General features: G+C 72.5%; 13 protein-coding genes. 10 read left to right on the top strand and 3 right to left on the bottom strand.

Annotated elements, in window-relative coordinates; genetic code table 11:
- Window positions 1-5 precede the first annotated feature (5 nt).
- Both ACIDOF_RS26105 and ACIDOF_RS26100 read right to left on the bottom strand, forming a co-directional pair.
- Entirely contained in the window at window positions 6-1,373 is a 1,368-nt protein-coding gene (locus ACIDOF_RS26105; protein WP_409008532.1) for an APC family permease, read from the bottom strand.
- Window positions 1,374-1,552: 179 nt separating this feature from the next.
- On the bottom strand, window positions 1,553-2,923 hold the full coding sequence (locus tag ACIDOF_RS26100; protein ID WP_409008633.1) for a diaminopimelate decarboxylase: 1,371 nt from the start codon (window positions 2,921-2,923) through the stop codon (window positions 1,553-1,555).
- 204 nt (window positions 2,924-3,127) lie between these two features.
- Between ACIDOF_RS26100 and hutU the strand changes: the two genes are divergently transcribed.
- The 4 genes from hutU (at window position 3,128) to hutI (ending at window position 8,708) form a co-directional block, all read left to right on the top strand.
- Window positions 3,128-4,789 (top strand): urocanate hydratase, encoded by a 1,662-nt coding sequence (gene hutU, locus ACIDOF_RS26095; RefSeq protein WP_409008531.1) that lies wholly within the window; start codon window positions 3,128-3,130, stop codon window positions 4,787-4,789.
- A 95-nt stretch (window positions 4,790-4,884) separates the two neighbouring features.
- Entirely contained in the window at window positions 4,885-6,087 is a 1,203-nt protein-coding gene (locus ACIDOF_RS26090) for an allantoate amidohydrolase (RefSeq protein ID WP_409008632.1), read from the top strand.
- A complete protein-coding gene (locus tag ACIDOF_RS26085; RefSeq protein ID WP_409008631.1) occupies window positions 6,084-7,418 on the top strand; it encodes a formimidoylglutamate deiminase in 1,335 nt (444 codons plus the stop codon). Before ACIDOF_RS26090 ends, ACIDOF_RS26085 begins: the two co-directional genes overlap by 4 nt.
- Before the next feature lie 117 nt (window positions 7,419-7,535).
- On the top strand, window positions 7,536-8,708 hold the full coding sequence (hutI, locus tag ACIDOF_RS26080) for an imidazolonepropionase (protein WP_409008530.1): 1,173 nt from the start codon (window positions 7,536-7,538) through the stop codon (window positions 8,706-8,708).
- A 121-nt stretch (window positions 8,709-8,829) separates the two neighbouring features.
- Here hutI and ACIDOF_RS26075 read toward each other — a convergent pair whose 3' ends face one another.
- On the bottom strand, window positions 8,830-9,879 hold the full coding sequence (locus ACIDOF_RS26075; protein ID WP_409008529.1) for an RNA polymerase sigma factor SigF: 1,050 nt from the start codon (window positions 9,877-9,879) through the stop codon (window positions 8,830-8,832).
- 239 nt (window positions 9,880-10,118) lie between these two features.
- Between ACIDOF_RS26075 and ACIDOF_RS26070 the strand changes: the two genes are divergently transcribed.
- From ACIDOF_RS26070 to ACIDOF_RS26045, 6 genes are all read left to right on the top strand, one after another.
- Window positions 10,119-10,487 carry an STAS domain-containing protein gene (locus ACIDOF_RS26070; protein ID WP_409008528.1) on the top strand — a complete coding sequence of 123 codons (369 nt, stop codon included), beginning with the start codon at window positions 10,119-10,121 and terminating at the stop codon, window positions 10,485-10,487.
- A gap of 369 nt (window positions 10,488-10,856) precedes the next feature.
- On the top strand, window positions 10,857-11,357 hold the full coding sequence (locus ACIDOF_RS26065) for an ATP-binding protein (RefSeq protein WP_409008527.1): 501 nt from the start codon (window positions 10,857-10,859) through the stop codon (window positions 11,355-11,357).
- Between the two features lie 356 nt (window positions 11,358-11,713).
- On the top strand, window positions 11,714-12,346 hold the full coding sequence (locus ACIDOF_RS26060) for an LPXTG cell wall anchor domain-containing protein (protein ID WP_409008630.1): 633 nt from the start codon (window positions 11,714-11,716) through the stop codon (window positions 12,344-12,346).
- Window positions 12,347-12,487: 141 nt separating this feature from the next.
- Window positions 12,488-13,420: a WxL protein peptidoglycan domain-containing protein gene (locus tag ACIDOF_RS26055; protein ID WP_409008526.1), complete on the top strand. Its 933-nt coding sequence runs from the start codon at window positions 12,488-12,490 to the stop codon at window positions 13,418-13,420.
- A gap of 47 nt (window positions 13,421-13,467) precedes the next feature.
- Window positions 13,468-14,622, top strand: a complete 1,155-nt coding sequence (locus ACIDOF_RS26050) for a hypothetical protein (protein ID WP_409008525.1) — start codon at window positions 13,468-13,470, stop codon at window positions 14,620-14,622.
- A gap of 38 nt (window positions 14,623-14,660) precedes the next feature.
- A complete protein-coding gene (locus ACIDOF_RS26045) occupies window positions 14,661-16,007 on the top strand; it encodes a hypothetical protein (protein ID WP_409008629.1) in 1,347 nt (448 codons plus the stop codon).
- Window positions 16,008-16,037 lie beyond the last annotated feature (30 nt).

The following is a 16,037-nucleotide window of genomic DNA, read 5'->3' as shown; positions in this document are numbered from 1 at the left end:
GGCTGCTACTCCTCCCTGCGGGCCTTCAGGACCGCCTTGTTGACGCCCCACAGCGCGATGCCGATGAGGAGCAGGACGCCGGCCCGGATGTAGACGTTCGCCGGCCGGTCCGCGAGCGGGCTGGCGAGGATCAGGGCCGTGATCGCGCCGAGGACCGGCAGGATCGTCGGCGTACGGAAGTGCTCGTGCTCGACGCGGTCCTTGCGCAGTACGAGCACCGCCACGTTGACCACCGCGAAGACGCAGAGCAGCAGGAAGGCCGTCGTGTCGCCGAGGCCCTCGATCTCGCCGGTGGAGACGAGGCCGATCGCGAGCAGCGAGACGAACACGATGCCGACGACCGGAGTGCGGCGGCGTTCCAGGACGCGTCCCATGGCCTTCGGCAGGATCCGCTCGTTGGCCATGCCGTAACAGAGCCGCGAGGCCATCATGATGTTGATCAGCGCCGAGTTGGCCACGGCGAACAGGGCGATCAGGGCGAAGAGTTTGTGCGGGAAGTCGATCCCGCCGGCCTTGACCACCTCGAGGAGCGGACCGCTGGAGCCGGCCAGCGTCTTCGTGTCGACGAGCAGTGACGACACCAGCGCGACCAGGACGTAGATCGTGCCCGTCACCGTGACGCCGATGAAGATCGCCTTCGGGAACGTACGGGTCGGGTCCTTCGTCTCCTCGGCCATGTTCACCGAGTCCTCGAAGCCGACGAACGCGAAGAAGCCGAGCGCGGTCGCGCCGAGGATGCCGGTCATCAGCGCGAAGCCCGTGCCGCCCGCCTCGAACTCGGTCAGGCGCGAGGGCTCCCCGCTCCCGGTGAGCACCGCGTACGCGCCGATCCCGAGGATGATCAGCAGGCCGGTCAGCTCGACCAGGGTGAGGACCACGTTCGTCTTCACCGACTCCGAGACGCCGCGCAGGTTCAGCGCCGCGAGCGCCACGATGAACAGGATCGCGATCAGCGTGGGCGGCAGGACGCCGGCCGTGAGCTCGTCGAGATAGTCGCCGCTGAACGCGCGGGCGGCGGCGCTCGCCGAGGACAGGCCTGAGCACATCACCATGAAGGCGACGATGAACGTGAGGAACGGGACCTTGAACGCCTTCTGGGTGTAGAGCGCGGCCCCGGCGGCCCTCGGGTACTTGCCGACGAGCTCGACGTACGAGGCCGCCGTCAGGATCGCCACGACGAAGCCGATGACGAACGGCAGCCACAGGGCTCCGCCGACCTTGCCCGCGACCTTGCCCGTGGTGGCGTAGATGCCGGTGCCGAGGATGTCGCCGATCACGAAGAGAATCAGCAGCTTCGGACCGATGGCCCGTTTGAGTGAGGGCTGCGAGGGCTCGGGTACCGGCCTCGCCGCTGTGGAGTCGGTGGTGGACATCTGTGGAAACCTCCCCCGATCGCTGAAGCGTCAGGTGGATGTTCTGCCCGTGCCGCGCACGGGGATGCGCGGCGGCCGTTTCTCAGAGGTTCTTCAGAGGTTCGGCAGCGGTTCTTCGAGGTTCGGCAGGGGTTCTTCGCGCCCCCGGGGGCCCGGCAGGGGTTCTTCAGTGTCGGGCCTCACCGTGCGTCGAGCACGTCGAGGGCCCGCGGGTGCTCGCCGCCGGACTCCGCCACGACCTCGTCGATCGTCTGCGGCCTGCGGATCGTCGCGAACCGCACCCCGCCGTCCGTCCCCGCGGAGAACCCGTGGATGCCGGGCCGGGCGAGGCTGTTGTACGCGTAGTGGTGGGCGAAGTAGTACGCGCCGGTGTCCAGGGCGGCCGCGATGTCGCCGGGTTCGAGGAGCGGCAGCGGCCGGTTCTCGGCGAGCAGGTCGCCCGCGAAGCAGGCGGGCCCGGCCACGTCCTGGGCGACGGCGCCCCCGGTCTTCGGCCGCCCCTCGGCGTCGTACGCGGCGATCCGCAGCGGCCAGGACTGCGGGGCGTAGACCGTGCGGGCGGCGAGCTGGGCGCCGGCGTGGGTGACGGCGATGCGGCGGTTGCCGGCGGCCTTGGTGTACTCGACGCGGGCGACGATCGTGCCGTGCTTGGCGAGCAGCGCCCGGCCGAACTCGGTGACCAGCGCGTACCGCCCGTCGAGCAGTCCCGGCACGGTGCGCTGCAGCAGCCGGGCGTACTCGGCGAACGTGGGCGACTCCGAGTCCGAGTCGAAGTTGACCGGCAGACCGCCGCCGATGTCGATCGTGTCGACCTGCCGCCGGCCCGCCGACCGGTTGATCTCCTCGGCCAGCTCGTACACCGTGCGGACGCCTTCGGCGAGCAGGTCGAGGGGGACGCCCTGGGAGCCGGAGTGGGTGTGGAGCCTGGTCAGCCAGGGCCGGTCGAGGAAGGCGCGGACGATCCACTCGCGCGCCCCGGTGTCCCGCAGGCCGACCCCGAACTTCGAGGTGGCGGTGGCCGTGGAGAGCGCGTCGATGGACCCGGCGCCGGTCTGCGGGTTGACGCGCAGGCCGATCGCGGAGCGGGTGGGCGCCGAGCGGGTCAGGTTGTCGAGGCGGGCCAGCTCCTGCGGGTTGTCCGCGTTGAGGGCGATGCCGAGGGCGAGGGCCTGGCGCAGCTCGGCCGGGGTCTTCGCGGGGGAGTCGAGCACGGTGTGCGAGGGCTTCACGCCGGCGGCGCGGGCCAGGGCGAGCTCGCCGGGGCTGGCCACCTCGGCGCCCAGGCCGGACTTCCGGAGCAGCCGCAGCACGGGCACGAGCGGGGCCGCCTTCACGGCGAAGGCGTGCAGCACCGGGGCGGCCGTGACCTCGGCGAACGCGGAGCGCAGGGCGGCGGCGGAGCGGCGGATGCCGACGACGTCCAGGAGGGCGGCGACCGGGGTGTCCGGGCCGACGACGCCCTGGGCGACGGCGGCGCGGACGGCGGCGTCGCGGCGGGCGACGGCTGCGGCGGCGGGGATGTCGGGGGAGATCGCCGTCGTGGCGTCCATGTCACCTATGGCCATGGCTCCATCCCATCATCGACGGCCGTCCGCTGCCGAGGCTCCCCCAGGGATTGACTAGGGATATTCATAAAGTCAGGATGTGAATAGGGATGTGTGTGTGCCGTGTGCCGTGTGGACGAGCCGCGGCACGGAGGAAGCAGCAGCGTCCGGAGAACGCGTCCGGAGGAAGCGTCCAGAGAAGAGGTAGCGATGTCAGGACCCCGCCCTGTCCGAGCGCCGCGCGGCACGGAGCTGAGCGCTCCGGGCTGGCAGCAGGAAGCCGCGCTGCGGATGCTGCAGAACAACCTCGACCCCGAGGTCGCCGAGCACCCCGACAAGCTCGTCGTCTACGGCGGCACCGGCAAGGCCGCCCGCGACTGGCGCTCCTTCGACGCCATGGTCCGCACCCTGCGCACGCTCAAGCAGGACGAGACGATGCTGGTCCAGTCGGGCCGCCCCGTCGGCGTCATGCAGACCCACGAGTGGGCCCCGCGCGTCCTGATCGCCAACTCCAACCTCGTCGGCGACTGGGCGAACTGGGAGGAGTTCCGCCGCCTCGAACAGCTCGGCCTGACCATGTACGGCCAGATGACGGCCGGCTCGTGGATCTACATCGGCACGCAGGGCATCCTCCAGGGCACGTACGAGACGTTCGCCGCCGTCGCCGCGAAGAAGTTCAACGGCACCCTGGCCGGGACCATCACGCTCACCGCCGGGCTCGGCGGCATGGGCGGCGCCCAGCCGCTCGCCGTCACCATGAACGACGGCGTCGCGATCTGCGTCGACTGCGACCCGCGCGCCATCGAGCGCCGCATCGAGCACAAGTACCTGGACGTGAAGGCCGACTCGCCCGCGCACGCGCTGCAGCTCGCCGTCGAGGCCCGGGACGCGCGCCGCCCGCTCTCCATCGGCCTGCTCGGCAACGCGGCCGACCTCTTGCCGCAGCTGCTCGCCGAGGGCGCGCCGATCGACATCGTCACGGACCAGACCTCCGCCCACGACCCGCTGTCCTACCTCCCGTCGGGAGTCGCCTTCGAGGACATGCAGACCTACGCGGCCAAGGACCCGGCGGGTTTCACGGACCGCGCCCGGGAGTCCATGGCCCGGCACGTCGAGGCGATGGTCGGCTTCATGGACGCGGGCGCCGAGGTCTTCGACTACGGCAACTCGATCCGCGGCGAGGCCCGACTCGCCGGGTACGAGCGGGCGTTCGCGTTCCCCGGCTTCGTACCGGCGTACATCCGGCCGCTGTTCTGCGAGGGCAAGGGGCCGTTCCGGTGGGCGGCGCTGTCCGGGGAGGCGTCCGACATCCACAAGACGGACAAGGCGATCCTCGACCTCTTCCCGGAGAACGAGTCGCTGGCCCGCTGGATCCGGATGGCCGGGGAGCGCGTGCACTTCCAGGGCCTCCCGGCACGCATCTGCTGGCTCGGCTACGGCGAGCGGGACAAGGCGGGCGAGCGGTTCAACGACATGGTCGCGAGCGGGGAGTTGCAGGCCCCGCTCGCCATCGGCCGCGACCACCTCGACTGCGGCTCGGTGGCCTCCCCGTACCGCGAGACCGAGGCGATGCTCGACGGCTCGGACGCCATCGCCGACTGGCCGCTGCTCAACGCCATGGTGAACGTGGCGTCGGGCGCGAGCTGGGTGTCCCTGCACCACGGCGGCGGCGTCGGCATGGGCCGCTCCATCCACGCGGGCCAGGTCACGGTCGCCGACGGCACGCCGCTCGCGGGCGAGAAGATCCGCCGAGTCCTGACGAACGACCCGGGCATGGGGGTCATCCGCCATGTCGACGCCGGGTACGAGACGGCGGAGGCGGTTGCTTCGGCCAAGGGCGTACGGGTTCCGATGCGAGAGGGAGAGCAGTGACGAACCCCGAGGCGACGCGCCCCGAAGGGGCGCGGGGAACTGCGCGGGCAACCACGACGAACGGGCAGCCGCCGACGGGCGCGGACTTCACGGCGATGTGGCGCGACCTGGCCCCCATCGGCCGCGACAAAGACACCCGCGGGTACCGCCGCTTCGCCTGGACCCCCGCGGACGCGGACTGCCGGGCCTGGTTCAAGGACCAGGCCGAACTCCGCGGACTCACCTACGAGTTGGACCGCAACGGCAACCAGTGGGCCTGGCTCGGCGACCCCGCCCAGGGCGACGCGGTCGTCACCGGCTCGCACCTGGACTCCGTCCCCGACGGCGGCGCCTTCGACGGCCCCCTCGGCGTCGTCTCCTCGTTCGCCGCGCTCGACGAACTCCGCCGCAGAGGAGCGCAGTTCACAAAACCGCTCGCCATCACCAACTTCGGCGACGAGGAGGGCGCCCGCTTCGGCCTCGCCTGCGTCGGCTCCCGGCTCGCCGCCGGACAGCTCACCGTCCCCGCCGCCCGCAGGCTCCGCGACGCGGACGGCGTCACGCTGCCCGAGGCGATGGAGAAGGCCGGGTACGACGCCACCGCGATCGGCCCGGACCCCGAACGCCTCGCCCGCATCGGCGCGTTCGTCGAGCTGCACGTCGAGCAGGGCCGCGCCCTCGACCTGTCCGGCGACCCGGTCGGCATCGCCAGCGCCATCTGGCCGCACGGCCGCTGGCGCTTCGACTTCCGCGGCGAGGCCAACCACGCGGGCACCACCCGCCTCGTCGACCGCCGCGACCCGATGCTCCCGTACGCGGAGACCGTGCTCGCCGCCCGGCGCGAGGCCCAACTCGCCCATGCCGTAGCCACGTTCGGGAAGATCGCGGTCGAGCCGAACGGCGTCAACGCCATCCCGTCGCTCGTGCGCGGCTGGCTCGACTCGCGCGCCGCCGACCAGGAGAGCCTCGACCAGGTCGTCGCGGGCGTCGAGAAGGCGGCCCGCGAGCACGCCGAACGGCACGGCGTCGACCTGAACGTCGTCCGCGAGTCGTTCACGCCCGTCGTCGAGTTCGAGCACGCCCTGCGCGACGAGCTCGGCGCGATCCTCGGGGCCGGCGCCGAACGCCCCGTGCCCGTCCTCGGCACCGGCGCGGGACACGACGCGGGCATCCTGTCCGGCTCGATCCCCACCGCCATGCTGTTCGTACGCAACCCCACGGGCGTCTCGCACTCCCCGGCCGAGTTCGCGGCCGAGGACGACTGCGTGGCCGGGGTGCTCGCACTCGCCGACGTACTGGAGGGCCTCGCGTGCCGATGACGACCTACTGGGCCGAGCACGCCTGGCTCGACACCCACGTCGAGCCCGGCGTCGCCCTCGACGTGACCGCCGACGGCCGGATCGGCGCCGTACGCAAGGGAGTCGAGGCCCCGCCGCCCGGCGCGGTCGTGCTGCGCGGCCTCACCCTGCCCGGCCTCGCCAACGCCCACTCGCACGCCTTCCACCGCGCGCTGCGCTCCACGGTGCAGGTCGGCTCGGGCACGTTCTGGACCTGGCGCGAGGTCATGTACCAGGTCGCGGCGAAACTCGACCCGGACACGTACTACACGCTCGCGCGGGCCGTGTACGCGGAGATGACGCTCGCCGGGATCACCGCCGTCGGCGAGTTCCACTACCTCCACCACGCGCCCGGCGGCACCCCCTACGCCAACCCCAACGCCATGGGCGAGGCGTTGATCGCCGCCGCCCGGGACGCGGGCCTGCGCATCACCCTCCTCGACACCGCCTACCTCTCCTCCGGCTTCGGCGCCGCCCCCGACCACCACCAGCTCCGCTTCAGCGACGGCACGGCGGACGCCTGGGCCGAACGCGCCTCCGCGCTCAAGGCCGGCGACGGGGTGCGGATCGGCGCGGCCGTCCACTCCGTACGGGCCGTCCCCGCCGGGCAGTTGGGCACGGTCGCGGCGTGGGCGCAGGAACGGGACGCACCGCTGCACGTCCACTTGTCCGAGCAGACCGGCGAGAACGACGCCTGCCGGGCCGCGCACGGCTGCACACCGGCGCGGCTGCTCTCCGACCACGGCGTGCTCGGCCCGCGCACCACCGGCGTCCACAACACGCACCTGACGGCCGGCGACATCGCGCTCATCGGCGACTCCGGCACCGGCACCTGCATGTGCCCCACCACCGAACGCGACCTCGCCGACGGCATCGGCCCCGCCGCCGACCTGCAGCGGCGCGGCTCCACGCTGTCCCTCGGCAGCGACAGCCACGCCGTGATCGACCTCCTGGAGGAGGCGCGGGCGATGGAGCTGAACGAACGCCTGCGCACCCGCACCCGCGGCCACTGGACGGCGGCCGCACTGCTGCGCGCCGCCACGGCCGACGGGCACGCGGCGCTCGGCTGGGACGACGCGGGCGCCCTGGAGGCGGGCCTGCACGCCGACTTCACGACGATCGCCCTCGACTCGGTCCGTACGACGGGGGTGCTGCCGCGGCTCGGGGCGGAGGCGGCGGTCTTCGCGGCGACGGCGTCGGACGTCCGCCACACGGTGGTCGGTGGCCGCCATGTCGTACGGGACGGGGCCCATGAGCTGGTCCCGGACGTGCCGTCGGCGTTGGAGGAGGCGATTGCTGCCCTGCGCGAGTAGCGCTCTTTCGTCCCCCACCCCGCCCCTTCCCGAAAGTCCTGCCGGACGGGCCTCCTCGAACGCCGGAGGGGCTCAACCTGAGCCCCTCCGGCGTTCGAGGAGCACCGAGAGGAACCCATGAGCACCACCACCCTCATCACCAACATCACCAACCTCGTCACCAACGACCCCTCCCTGGGCGAAGGCCCGCTCGGGCAGATCCAGGACGCCGCCGTCGTGCTGGAGGGCGAGCGGGTGGCGTGGGTGGGCCCCGCCAGGAACGCCCCCGACGCCGACCGCGCGCACGACGCGCAGGGCCGCGCGGCCATCCCCGGCTTCGTCGACTCCCACTCCCACCTCGTCTTCGCCGGCGACCGCACGCAGGAGTTCAACGCCCGTATGGAGGGCCGGAGTTACTCCGCCGGCGGCATCCGTACGACGGTCGCCGCGACCCGCGCCGCCACGGACGAGGAGCTGGAGGCCAACCTCGTCCGGCACCTGCGCGAGGCGGCTCGGCAGGGCACCACGGTCTTCGAGACGAAGTCGGGCTACGGCCTGACCGTCGAGGACGAGGCCCGCGCCCTGCGCATCGCCGCCCGCCACACCGACGAGGTCACCTTCCTCGGCGCGCACATCGTCTCCCCGGACTTCGCCGACGACCCGGCCGCATACGTGGAGCTGGTCACCGGCGAGATGCTCGACGCCTGTGCGCCGCACGCCCGTTGGGTCGACGTGTTCTGCGAGAAGGGCGCCTTCGACGGCGACCAGGCCCGCGCCGTCCTGACCGCGGGCGCCGCCAAGGGCCTGCACCCGCGCGTGCACGCCAACCAGCTGTCGTACGGCCCGGGCGTGCAGCTCGCCGTGGAGCTGGACGCGGCCAGCGCCGACCACTGCACGCACCTCACCGACGCGGACGTGGACGCGCTCGCGAACGGGAGCACCGTCGCGACGCTGCTGCCCGGCGCCGAGTTCTCCACCCGCGCCGAATGGCCGGACGCACGCCGCCTGCTGGACGCGGGCGCCACGGTCGCGCTGTCCACGGACTGCAACCCGGGCTCGTCGTACACGTCGTCGATGCCGTTCTGCATCGCCCTGGCGGTACGGGACATGGGGATGACGCCGGACGAGGCGCTCTGGGCGGCCACGGCGGGCGGTGCGCGGGCGCTGCGCCGCACCGACGTCGGCCGGATCGCCCCGGGCGCCCGCGCCGACCTGGCGCTGCTCGACGCCCCGAACCACGTCCACCTCGCCTACCGGCCGGGCGTGCCGCTGGTCCGCGAGGTCTGGCAGAAGGGCACGCTGCTGGGCTGAGCAGAAGGCCCGTACAACGCCGAGGCGGCGGTGGCGGCGGCGCTCCACGAATGAGAGCGCCCCCGCCACCGCCGCCGCTGGCGTGCGTGGCACGAGGTACTGCGTCACTGCTCGGGCGAGGTCACTCCTCGACCGTCAGCCCCTTGCGCAGCCGTACGAGCGTGCGCGAGAGCAGGCGGGAGACGTGCATCTGCGAGATGCCCAGTTCGTCGCCGATCTCGGACTGCGTCATGTTCGCCACGAACCGCAGCGAGAGGATCTTCCGGTCGCGCGGCGGGAGTTCGGCGATCAGCGGCTTCAACGACTCGACGTACTCGATGCCTTCGAGCCCGTGGTCCTCGTAGCCGATGCGGTCCGCGAGCGCGCCCTCGGAGTCGTCCTCCTCGGGCTGTGCGTCCAGGGAGCTCGCCGTGTAGGCGTTGGACGCGGCCATGCCCTCGACGACCTCGTCGTTCGAGATGCCGAGGCGCTCCGCCAGCTCGGTGACCGTGGGTGCGCGGTCGAGCTGCTGGGCGAGTTCGTCGCCGGCCTTGGCGAGGTCGAGGCGCAGCTCCTGGAGCCTGCGCGGAACGCGCACCGACCAGCTGGTGTCGCGGAAGAAACGCTTGATCTCGCCGACGATGGTCGGCATCGCGAAGGTCGGGAACTCGACGCCGCGGCTGAGCTCGAAGCGGTCGATGGCCTTGATCAGACCGATCGTGCCGACCTGGATGATGTCCTCCATCGGCTCGCTGCGGGAGCGGAACCGGGAGGCGGCGAACTTGACCAGGGCGAGGTTGAGTTCGACGAGCGTGTTGCGTACGTACGCGTACTCGTGCGTGCCTTCCTCGAGCGTTTCGAGGCGCCCGAAGAGGGTCTTGGACAGGGCCCTTGCGTCCAGCGGGCCGACTTCGTCGTACGGGGGGATCTCGGGGAGTTCCGGCAGATCCGTGAGCTCGTCGACGGCGGCGGCGGAGTCGGGGCCGGTCGCGGCCTCCAGGACGTCCGTGCCGTCCACGGCCGCACCGTGCAGGGCGTCGCCGAGGGCGTCGCCGTCGTGCAGGGGTTCCGCGGCCTCGCCGCGGGGGGCCGGGAGCGTGTGGAGCTCGTTCTCGAAGTGGTCCGGTGAAGGTTTCGACGTCGCGTTGCGGGTAGGCGATGCGTCGAGCCGGGGTGACATGAAGTCCTCCATCGTTCTCGGCATATGGCTGCCGATGCCAATACGTGCACTACGGTGTGCGGCGCCTCCAAAGCCGGCGTGTTTGATTGCTGTCCTTACTAGGCCTACCCGCTTCCGGCTGCCGCTTGCAAGTGGCTTACCTGGGCTTTTGTCCGTTTTCGGGGGGATGTTCGGGTACCCGGCGGCGTAGGGAAGGCGTAGGCTTTCCGGGCGTCAGACCACCAGCTCGAGACCTGCGGAAGAGAGACGGCATGGACCGCCAGACGGTCGGCAGCGCGAACCGGGGCCGGCTTCGGGTCGAAGTGCGCAACGACGGTGAGAGCGCCGTCGTGACGCCGGTGGGTGAGCTCGATCACCACACCGCGGATCTGCTGCGCGAACCCTTGGAGAACTGCCTTGACCAGGGACGTTCTCGCCTCGTCGTCGACTGCTCACGGCTGGAGTTCTGCGACTCCACCGGACTCAACGTCCTGCTCGGCGCCCGCCTCAAGGCGGAGGCGGCGGGCGGCGGCGTCCACCTCGCGGGGATGCTTCCGGTGGTCGCCCGGGTCTTCGAGATCACCGGTGCGGAGGCCGTCTTCACGGTGCACGAATCCGTCGAGTCGGCCCTGGCCGACTGACCGTGCGTGAGGTGCGGCACGCTCACCCCAAGAGTTGTCGCACCGTGACCTGCGCTGCCTCTGTGTGATCGGCACGTAACCCGCATCACACGGCCCGAAGTCAAGAAGTGGGTGTTCTCACCGATCGGCCGGGCAGGAGACTGCTGGATCTGTTGAATGCCGGCGGGAGCAGAACCGCTTCTGCCGCAGTCATCGTCCCGAGTACTGAGTCCTACGACCACAACCAGGGCACTCGACCCGCGAGCGCCCCGCAGAGCCTCGACCCGAGTGCTCGACCCGACATGTTGTCCCGACAGATCGAGCGGATCGGCGGATCGAACAGATCCGGCACAGATCTCAAGACTGGTGAATCGGTGAGGTGAAGCGCTGATGAGCACCACCCGGCCCTTCTCGCCGGGCGACCGCGGCCCGGAGCCGGGAGCCACCGGTGAGGTGGGCGAACCGGCCGGCGCGCCCACGCCGCGCCAGGTCCGCAAGCTCAGCCTCGACGGCGCCAGCGGCGTCGTGCCGATGGCCCGTGACTTCACCCGGCAGGCGCTCTACGACTGGGGCTGGCTGCCCGCCGCCGGCGCCGACCAGCGCGCGGCCGCCGAGGATGTCCTGCTCGTCGTCTCCGAACTCGTCACCAACGCCTGCCTGCACGCCGACGGCGCCAGCGAGCTCTGGGTCGGCTGCGACAACAAGGTGCTCCGCCTGGAGGTCTCCGACCGCGGTGCGGGCCAGCCCTCCCCGCGCACTCCGCACCGCGCGGGGCGGCCCGGCGGCCACGGCATGTTCATCGTGCAGCGGCTCTGCCTGGACTGGGGCGTCGTACGCGTACCCGGGCAGCCGGGCAAGACGGTCTGGGCCGAACTGGCCGCGCCCGCCTAGGCCGTAGGCCTCACGTCGGCCTCGGCGTGCCTGGCCCGTAGGCCTCCCGTCGGCCTCCGTCCGGCGGGACTCCCCAGGGCCCCCAAGGGTTACCGCTGGTTCGCGGGATCCTCGCGGCGCCCCCTCCGTACCCCCTCGACAGCCCGAGATCCGGGCTGTCTTTTGTCTTCCCTCCACAAGGTCCCCGGCGTACCTTGAGCGCCCGATCTGATGTGCCGTCAGGAACTGTCGGTGACGCACGGGCAGTTGGAAGAGGGGAACTCAAGGTGCCGAACCCGAAGAGCCCGGGCAGCCCGGGGAGCCCGAAGACGCATTCCGCAGGCGGCCGGTCGACGGGCAGGCGCTGTGCCGCCCTCGTGGGGGCCGCCGCCCTGGCCGGATCGGCGGTGCTGCTCGCCGCGCCCGCCGCGCACGCGGAGGTCGTGGACGTCGACTACCAGTGCAAGACGCCGATCGGAAACAAGGGCGCCGTCTCGCCCATCGACATCAAGGCCGTCGAGAGCGGCGGCGCGCACAAGCTCACCATGTCGTTCCAGAAGGGCGTCTCGTCCAGCCCGGTGGAGCTCGGCAAGGGCGCGATGAAGCCGAGCGCGCTGATCAAACTGGGCGGCGCGGACAGCGGCACCGTGCCGGTCTCGGGCCCGCCCAACGCGGAGGCGATCCCCGCCAACACCCCCATCAAGATAAGCGACTTGACGGGTACGTACACGCCGAAGAAATCCGGCAAGGTCACCTTCACCGCGTCCACGCTGACGATCAAGGCGATGGGCACGACGACCACGTGCACGCCCAAGAACAACCCGAAGCCCTCCCTCACCCTCGACGTGCAGGCGGCCGGTGGCAGGGGCTCGTCGGGCGGCGAGGAACTCCCGCAGACGGGCCCGGAGGACTCGGCGGTCGCGCTCGGCACGCTGGGCGGAACGGTGGTGCTCGTCGGCGCGGCGGGCGTCCTGTGGCTGACCCGCAGGGGCCAGGCGGTACGGGGCTAGGGGTCGGGCGGCCGGTCCGTATCCGTCGACCGCCGCACCGCCCCCGGCCTCCGGCCTGGTCCTCAAGCGCCGGACCGGCTGCCCCCCCCGACCTTCGCGTACGTACGCCCCGAACACCCCGCACCGCCCCAGGAGTCGCCCATGCCGCCCCTCCTCCCACGCGTTGCCGTCGTCGTTCTCCTCCTCGCCGGGGGCCCGGCCGTGCTGCCCGGGTCGCCGGCGTACGCCGAGCGCGGCGGCGACTGGTCGCTCGCGCCCGCCGGAGGGCAGGACGGGCGGCCGTACTTCTACCTGGAGGGGGCGCCCGGGGCCGTCCTGGAGGACACCGTCACCGTGACCAACCCGGGCGACCGCGCCCGGACCGTCCGACTGCGCGGGGCCGACGCCCGCAACGACGCCGACGGATCGTTCGCGATCGAGGCCGACGGGAAGTCGCGGGACGGCGGGGCCTGGATCAGGCTCGCCGAGCAGAAGGTGACGGTGCCGCCGCGCACCCGGGCCGAGGTGCCGTTCACGGTGACCGTGCCGGACGGGGCGGTGCCGGGCGACCACCCGGCGGCGATCGTGGCGAGCGGCGCGGGCCGCACCAGCGGCGTACGGCTGCATCTGCGGGTCGGCGGGCCCACCCTGTCCGCGCTCACCGTGGAACGCGTCCGGCTCGCCGACGACGGCCGCCGCATCACGTACGACCTGGTCAACCGGGGCAACACTGTGCTCGCCCCGAAGCTCGCGGTACGGGCCGACGGGCTGTTCGGCGAGGCCCTCGACCGGGCCCCGCGCGGGCTGCCCGTCGAGCTGCTGCCCGGCCGTCGGGTCACCCTCAGCGAACCGTGGCCGGACGCGCCCGCCCTCGACTCGGTCGACGTGCGGCTGACGGCGACAGCGCAGGGCGGCGCCCGCGACACGGCTGTCGCCTCGGCCACGTTCGTGCCATGGGGCGCGATGGCGGGCCTGGCCGGCGCGCTGACCGCACTCGCCGCGGGCGCCCGGTGGCTGCGCGGACGCCGGGACCGCGAGCCCGACAAGGCCGAACCACCGCAGAACGACCGCGAGTTGACGGGAGCGGCAACGTGAACGCCAGGACGACCCCCCGACCCTGCCGAACCACGACCACACGCCGGGTGGGCTGGGCGGCACGGGTGTTCCGGTCGGGCGGGGCTGCACGGGCGTTCGTCCTCCTCCTCGCGGTCGCCCTCGCGTTCGTCCTGGTCGTCCCTGCCGCGCCGGCCGCGCAGGCCGCCGTGCGGGACGATGCGGATCGGCCCGGTGTCGAGTTGTCCGCCGAAGAGGCCGGGAAGGGCGGGGACGTCACCGTCAGCGGGGACGGGTGGCCGGGCAAGGCGCTGCTGATGCTGTTGATCTGCGGGCAGGCCGAGGGCGAGGCGGAGCCTGTGGGCGGGACCAACGCCTGCGCCAACGCCGACGGCCGGGCCGTCACGACGGACGGCGACGGGACGTTCCGTAAGAAGCTCCCCGTCGCCGAGCCGCCCGTGGCCTGCCCCTGCGTCGTCCGGGTGGCGACGGTGACCGGTGAGAAGGCCGCCGCGCAGGCCGCGTTCACGGTGGCCGGGCATCCGGTGAAGGAGATCCCCGAGCAGCCCGCCGGCGGCAAGCTCGCGGTGCTCGCCTCGACCCGCCTCGAAGGGTCGAGCAACATCCTGACCTGGTTCGGCGCCCCCGCGAGCCGCACCCTCGTGCTGACCGTCGGCAATCTCGGCTCGGCGCCCGTGAAGGACCCGGTCTTCAAGGTCGGCACCGCCCACGGGGTGTTCGCCCCGCAGTGGGAGGAGCAGCAGTGGCGCGGCACCCTCGCCCCCGGCCGGAAGGCGCAGGTCGAGCTGCCGGTCCAGCTCGCCCCGGGGGCCTACGGCGACTACGTCGTGTCGCTGCGGTACGGCGGCAAGGTGCTCGCCGAGCAGCCCTGGGACGTGGGCCGGCCGTGGGGCGTGACGCTGTTCTGGATCCTGCTCTGTCTGGTCGTGCCCGCCGCCGTCTTCCGGATCGGCCTGGCGGTCGTCGACCGGGTCCGCCCGCGCACCGCCCGTGCGGGTGCCCAACACGCCTGGCGTGTACGGGAGTTGGCGAAGTCGCGGCTGCCCCGCGGGCGGGCGGGACGCACGGACGAGGCGGCGGCGCGGGCCACCGCCGCGCACGGCACCACGGCCGCGTTGCCGTGGTTCACCCCGGACTCGGCTCCGGGCGCACCAGGAGCACCGCACCGGCTCTCCGCACCGCAAGAGGACCGACCGACGGCACCAGGGAAGGGAAACACGTGACCACTCAACGGAGAGCGAGTGCGCTCGGTGTCGCGCTCATGCTCGGCGGCGCGGGGATCGTCCTCGCCGCGAGTCCGGCGCAGGCCGCCGAGACCGCGTACAAGACGGAGTGCATACCCCCGGCGATCTCCGGGATGGACCCGGTGCACGGCACCACGAAGGTGGAGATCGTGGCGCCGGCCGAGGCGAAGGTCGGCGACGAGGTCGAGGTGGTGTGGAAGACCACGCAGGCCGCGTCGAAGAACCCCGACGTCATCGACCTGGAGAAGGACACCGTCAAGCCGACCGGCACCGTGAAGGTCGGCGGCGCGCAGACCGCCGACCTGGCGATGGAGGGCGAGCGGAAGAACCCGCCGATCAAGAAGAACAGCCCGATGGTGCTGTCCGACATGAAGGGCAAGTTGAAGCTGACGGCGCCCGGCGAGGTCACGCTGACCCCGGACGCGTACAACATCAACGTCAGCAAGCCGATGTCGACGGACACCAAGTGCAGCCCGGAGGAGGCGGTGCAGTCCGCCCACACCATCAAGGTCTCGGGCGGCGGCCCCGGCGGGGTGACGGGCGGGCTGCCGACGACACCGCCGACCGGCCTGCCCACGGGCCTGCCGACCGGGCTGCCCACCGGCGGCGCGGCGGGCGGCGGCGACGCGGGCGGCTCGGACTCGGGCGGCGGCGACAGCGGCGGAAGCGCGGGCGGGGGCGACTCCGGCGGCTCGACGGGCGGTGACTCCGGCGGCGGGAGCGGCCAGGCGGACTTCAAGGGCAAGGAGGTCCAGGTCCCGTACAAGTGCAAGACGCCCATCGGCGACAAGGAGGCCACGTCGCCCGTGCAGATCGACGCGGCGAAGAGCGGCGGGAACTTCGACCTCACCGTGAAGTTCAAGAAGTCCGTGATGGACAGCCCCGCCGACATCCCGAAGGACTCGGTCAAGCCGTCGATGGAGGTGAAGCTCGGCGGCGCCGACAAGGGCACCGTGCACGTGGAGGGGCCCACCAACAAGGAGGCGATCAAGTCCGGCGACCCGATCGAGATCCCGGACCTGAAGGGCACGTACAAGCCGGGCGCCGACGGCAAGTCCACGCTGTCGCCGGGCGTCCTCACGGTGAAGGCCCTCGGCACGACGACCACCTGCACCCCGGCCAGGACCGAGGTCTCCCTGGAGCTGGACACCTCGGCGCAGCCGGGCGGCGCGGCGGGCGGCTCGGGTTCGGGCTCGGCGGGCGGCTCGTCCGGCGGCGGCCTCGCGGAGACCGGCGCGAGCGACGACGGGGCGCTGCGCGCGCTCGGCCTGGTCGCCGGGACGGTGATCCTGCTCGGCGGCGCGGTCTTCACGTTCATGCCGCGCCGGTTCGCCACGGGCCTCGCGAGCGTCCGCAGGCGCTAGCCGCCCCCTCCGCGCGGGCGGGCCCCTCCG

This window comes from Streptomyces sp. Da 82-17, assembly GCF_046098215.1.
GTDB lineage: Bacteria > Actinomycetota > Actinomycetes > Streptomycetales > Streptomycetaceae > Streptomyces.
Note: the sequence above shows the minus strand (reverse complement) of the source record. Positions and strands in the feature narration are given on the sequence as shown.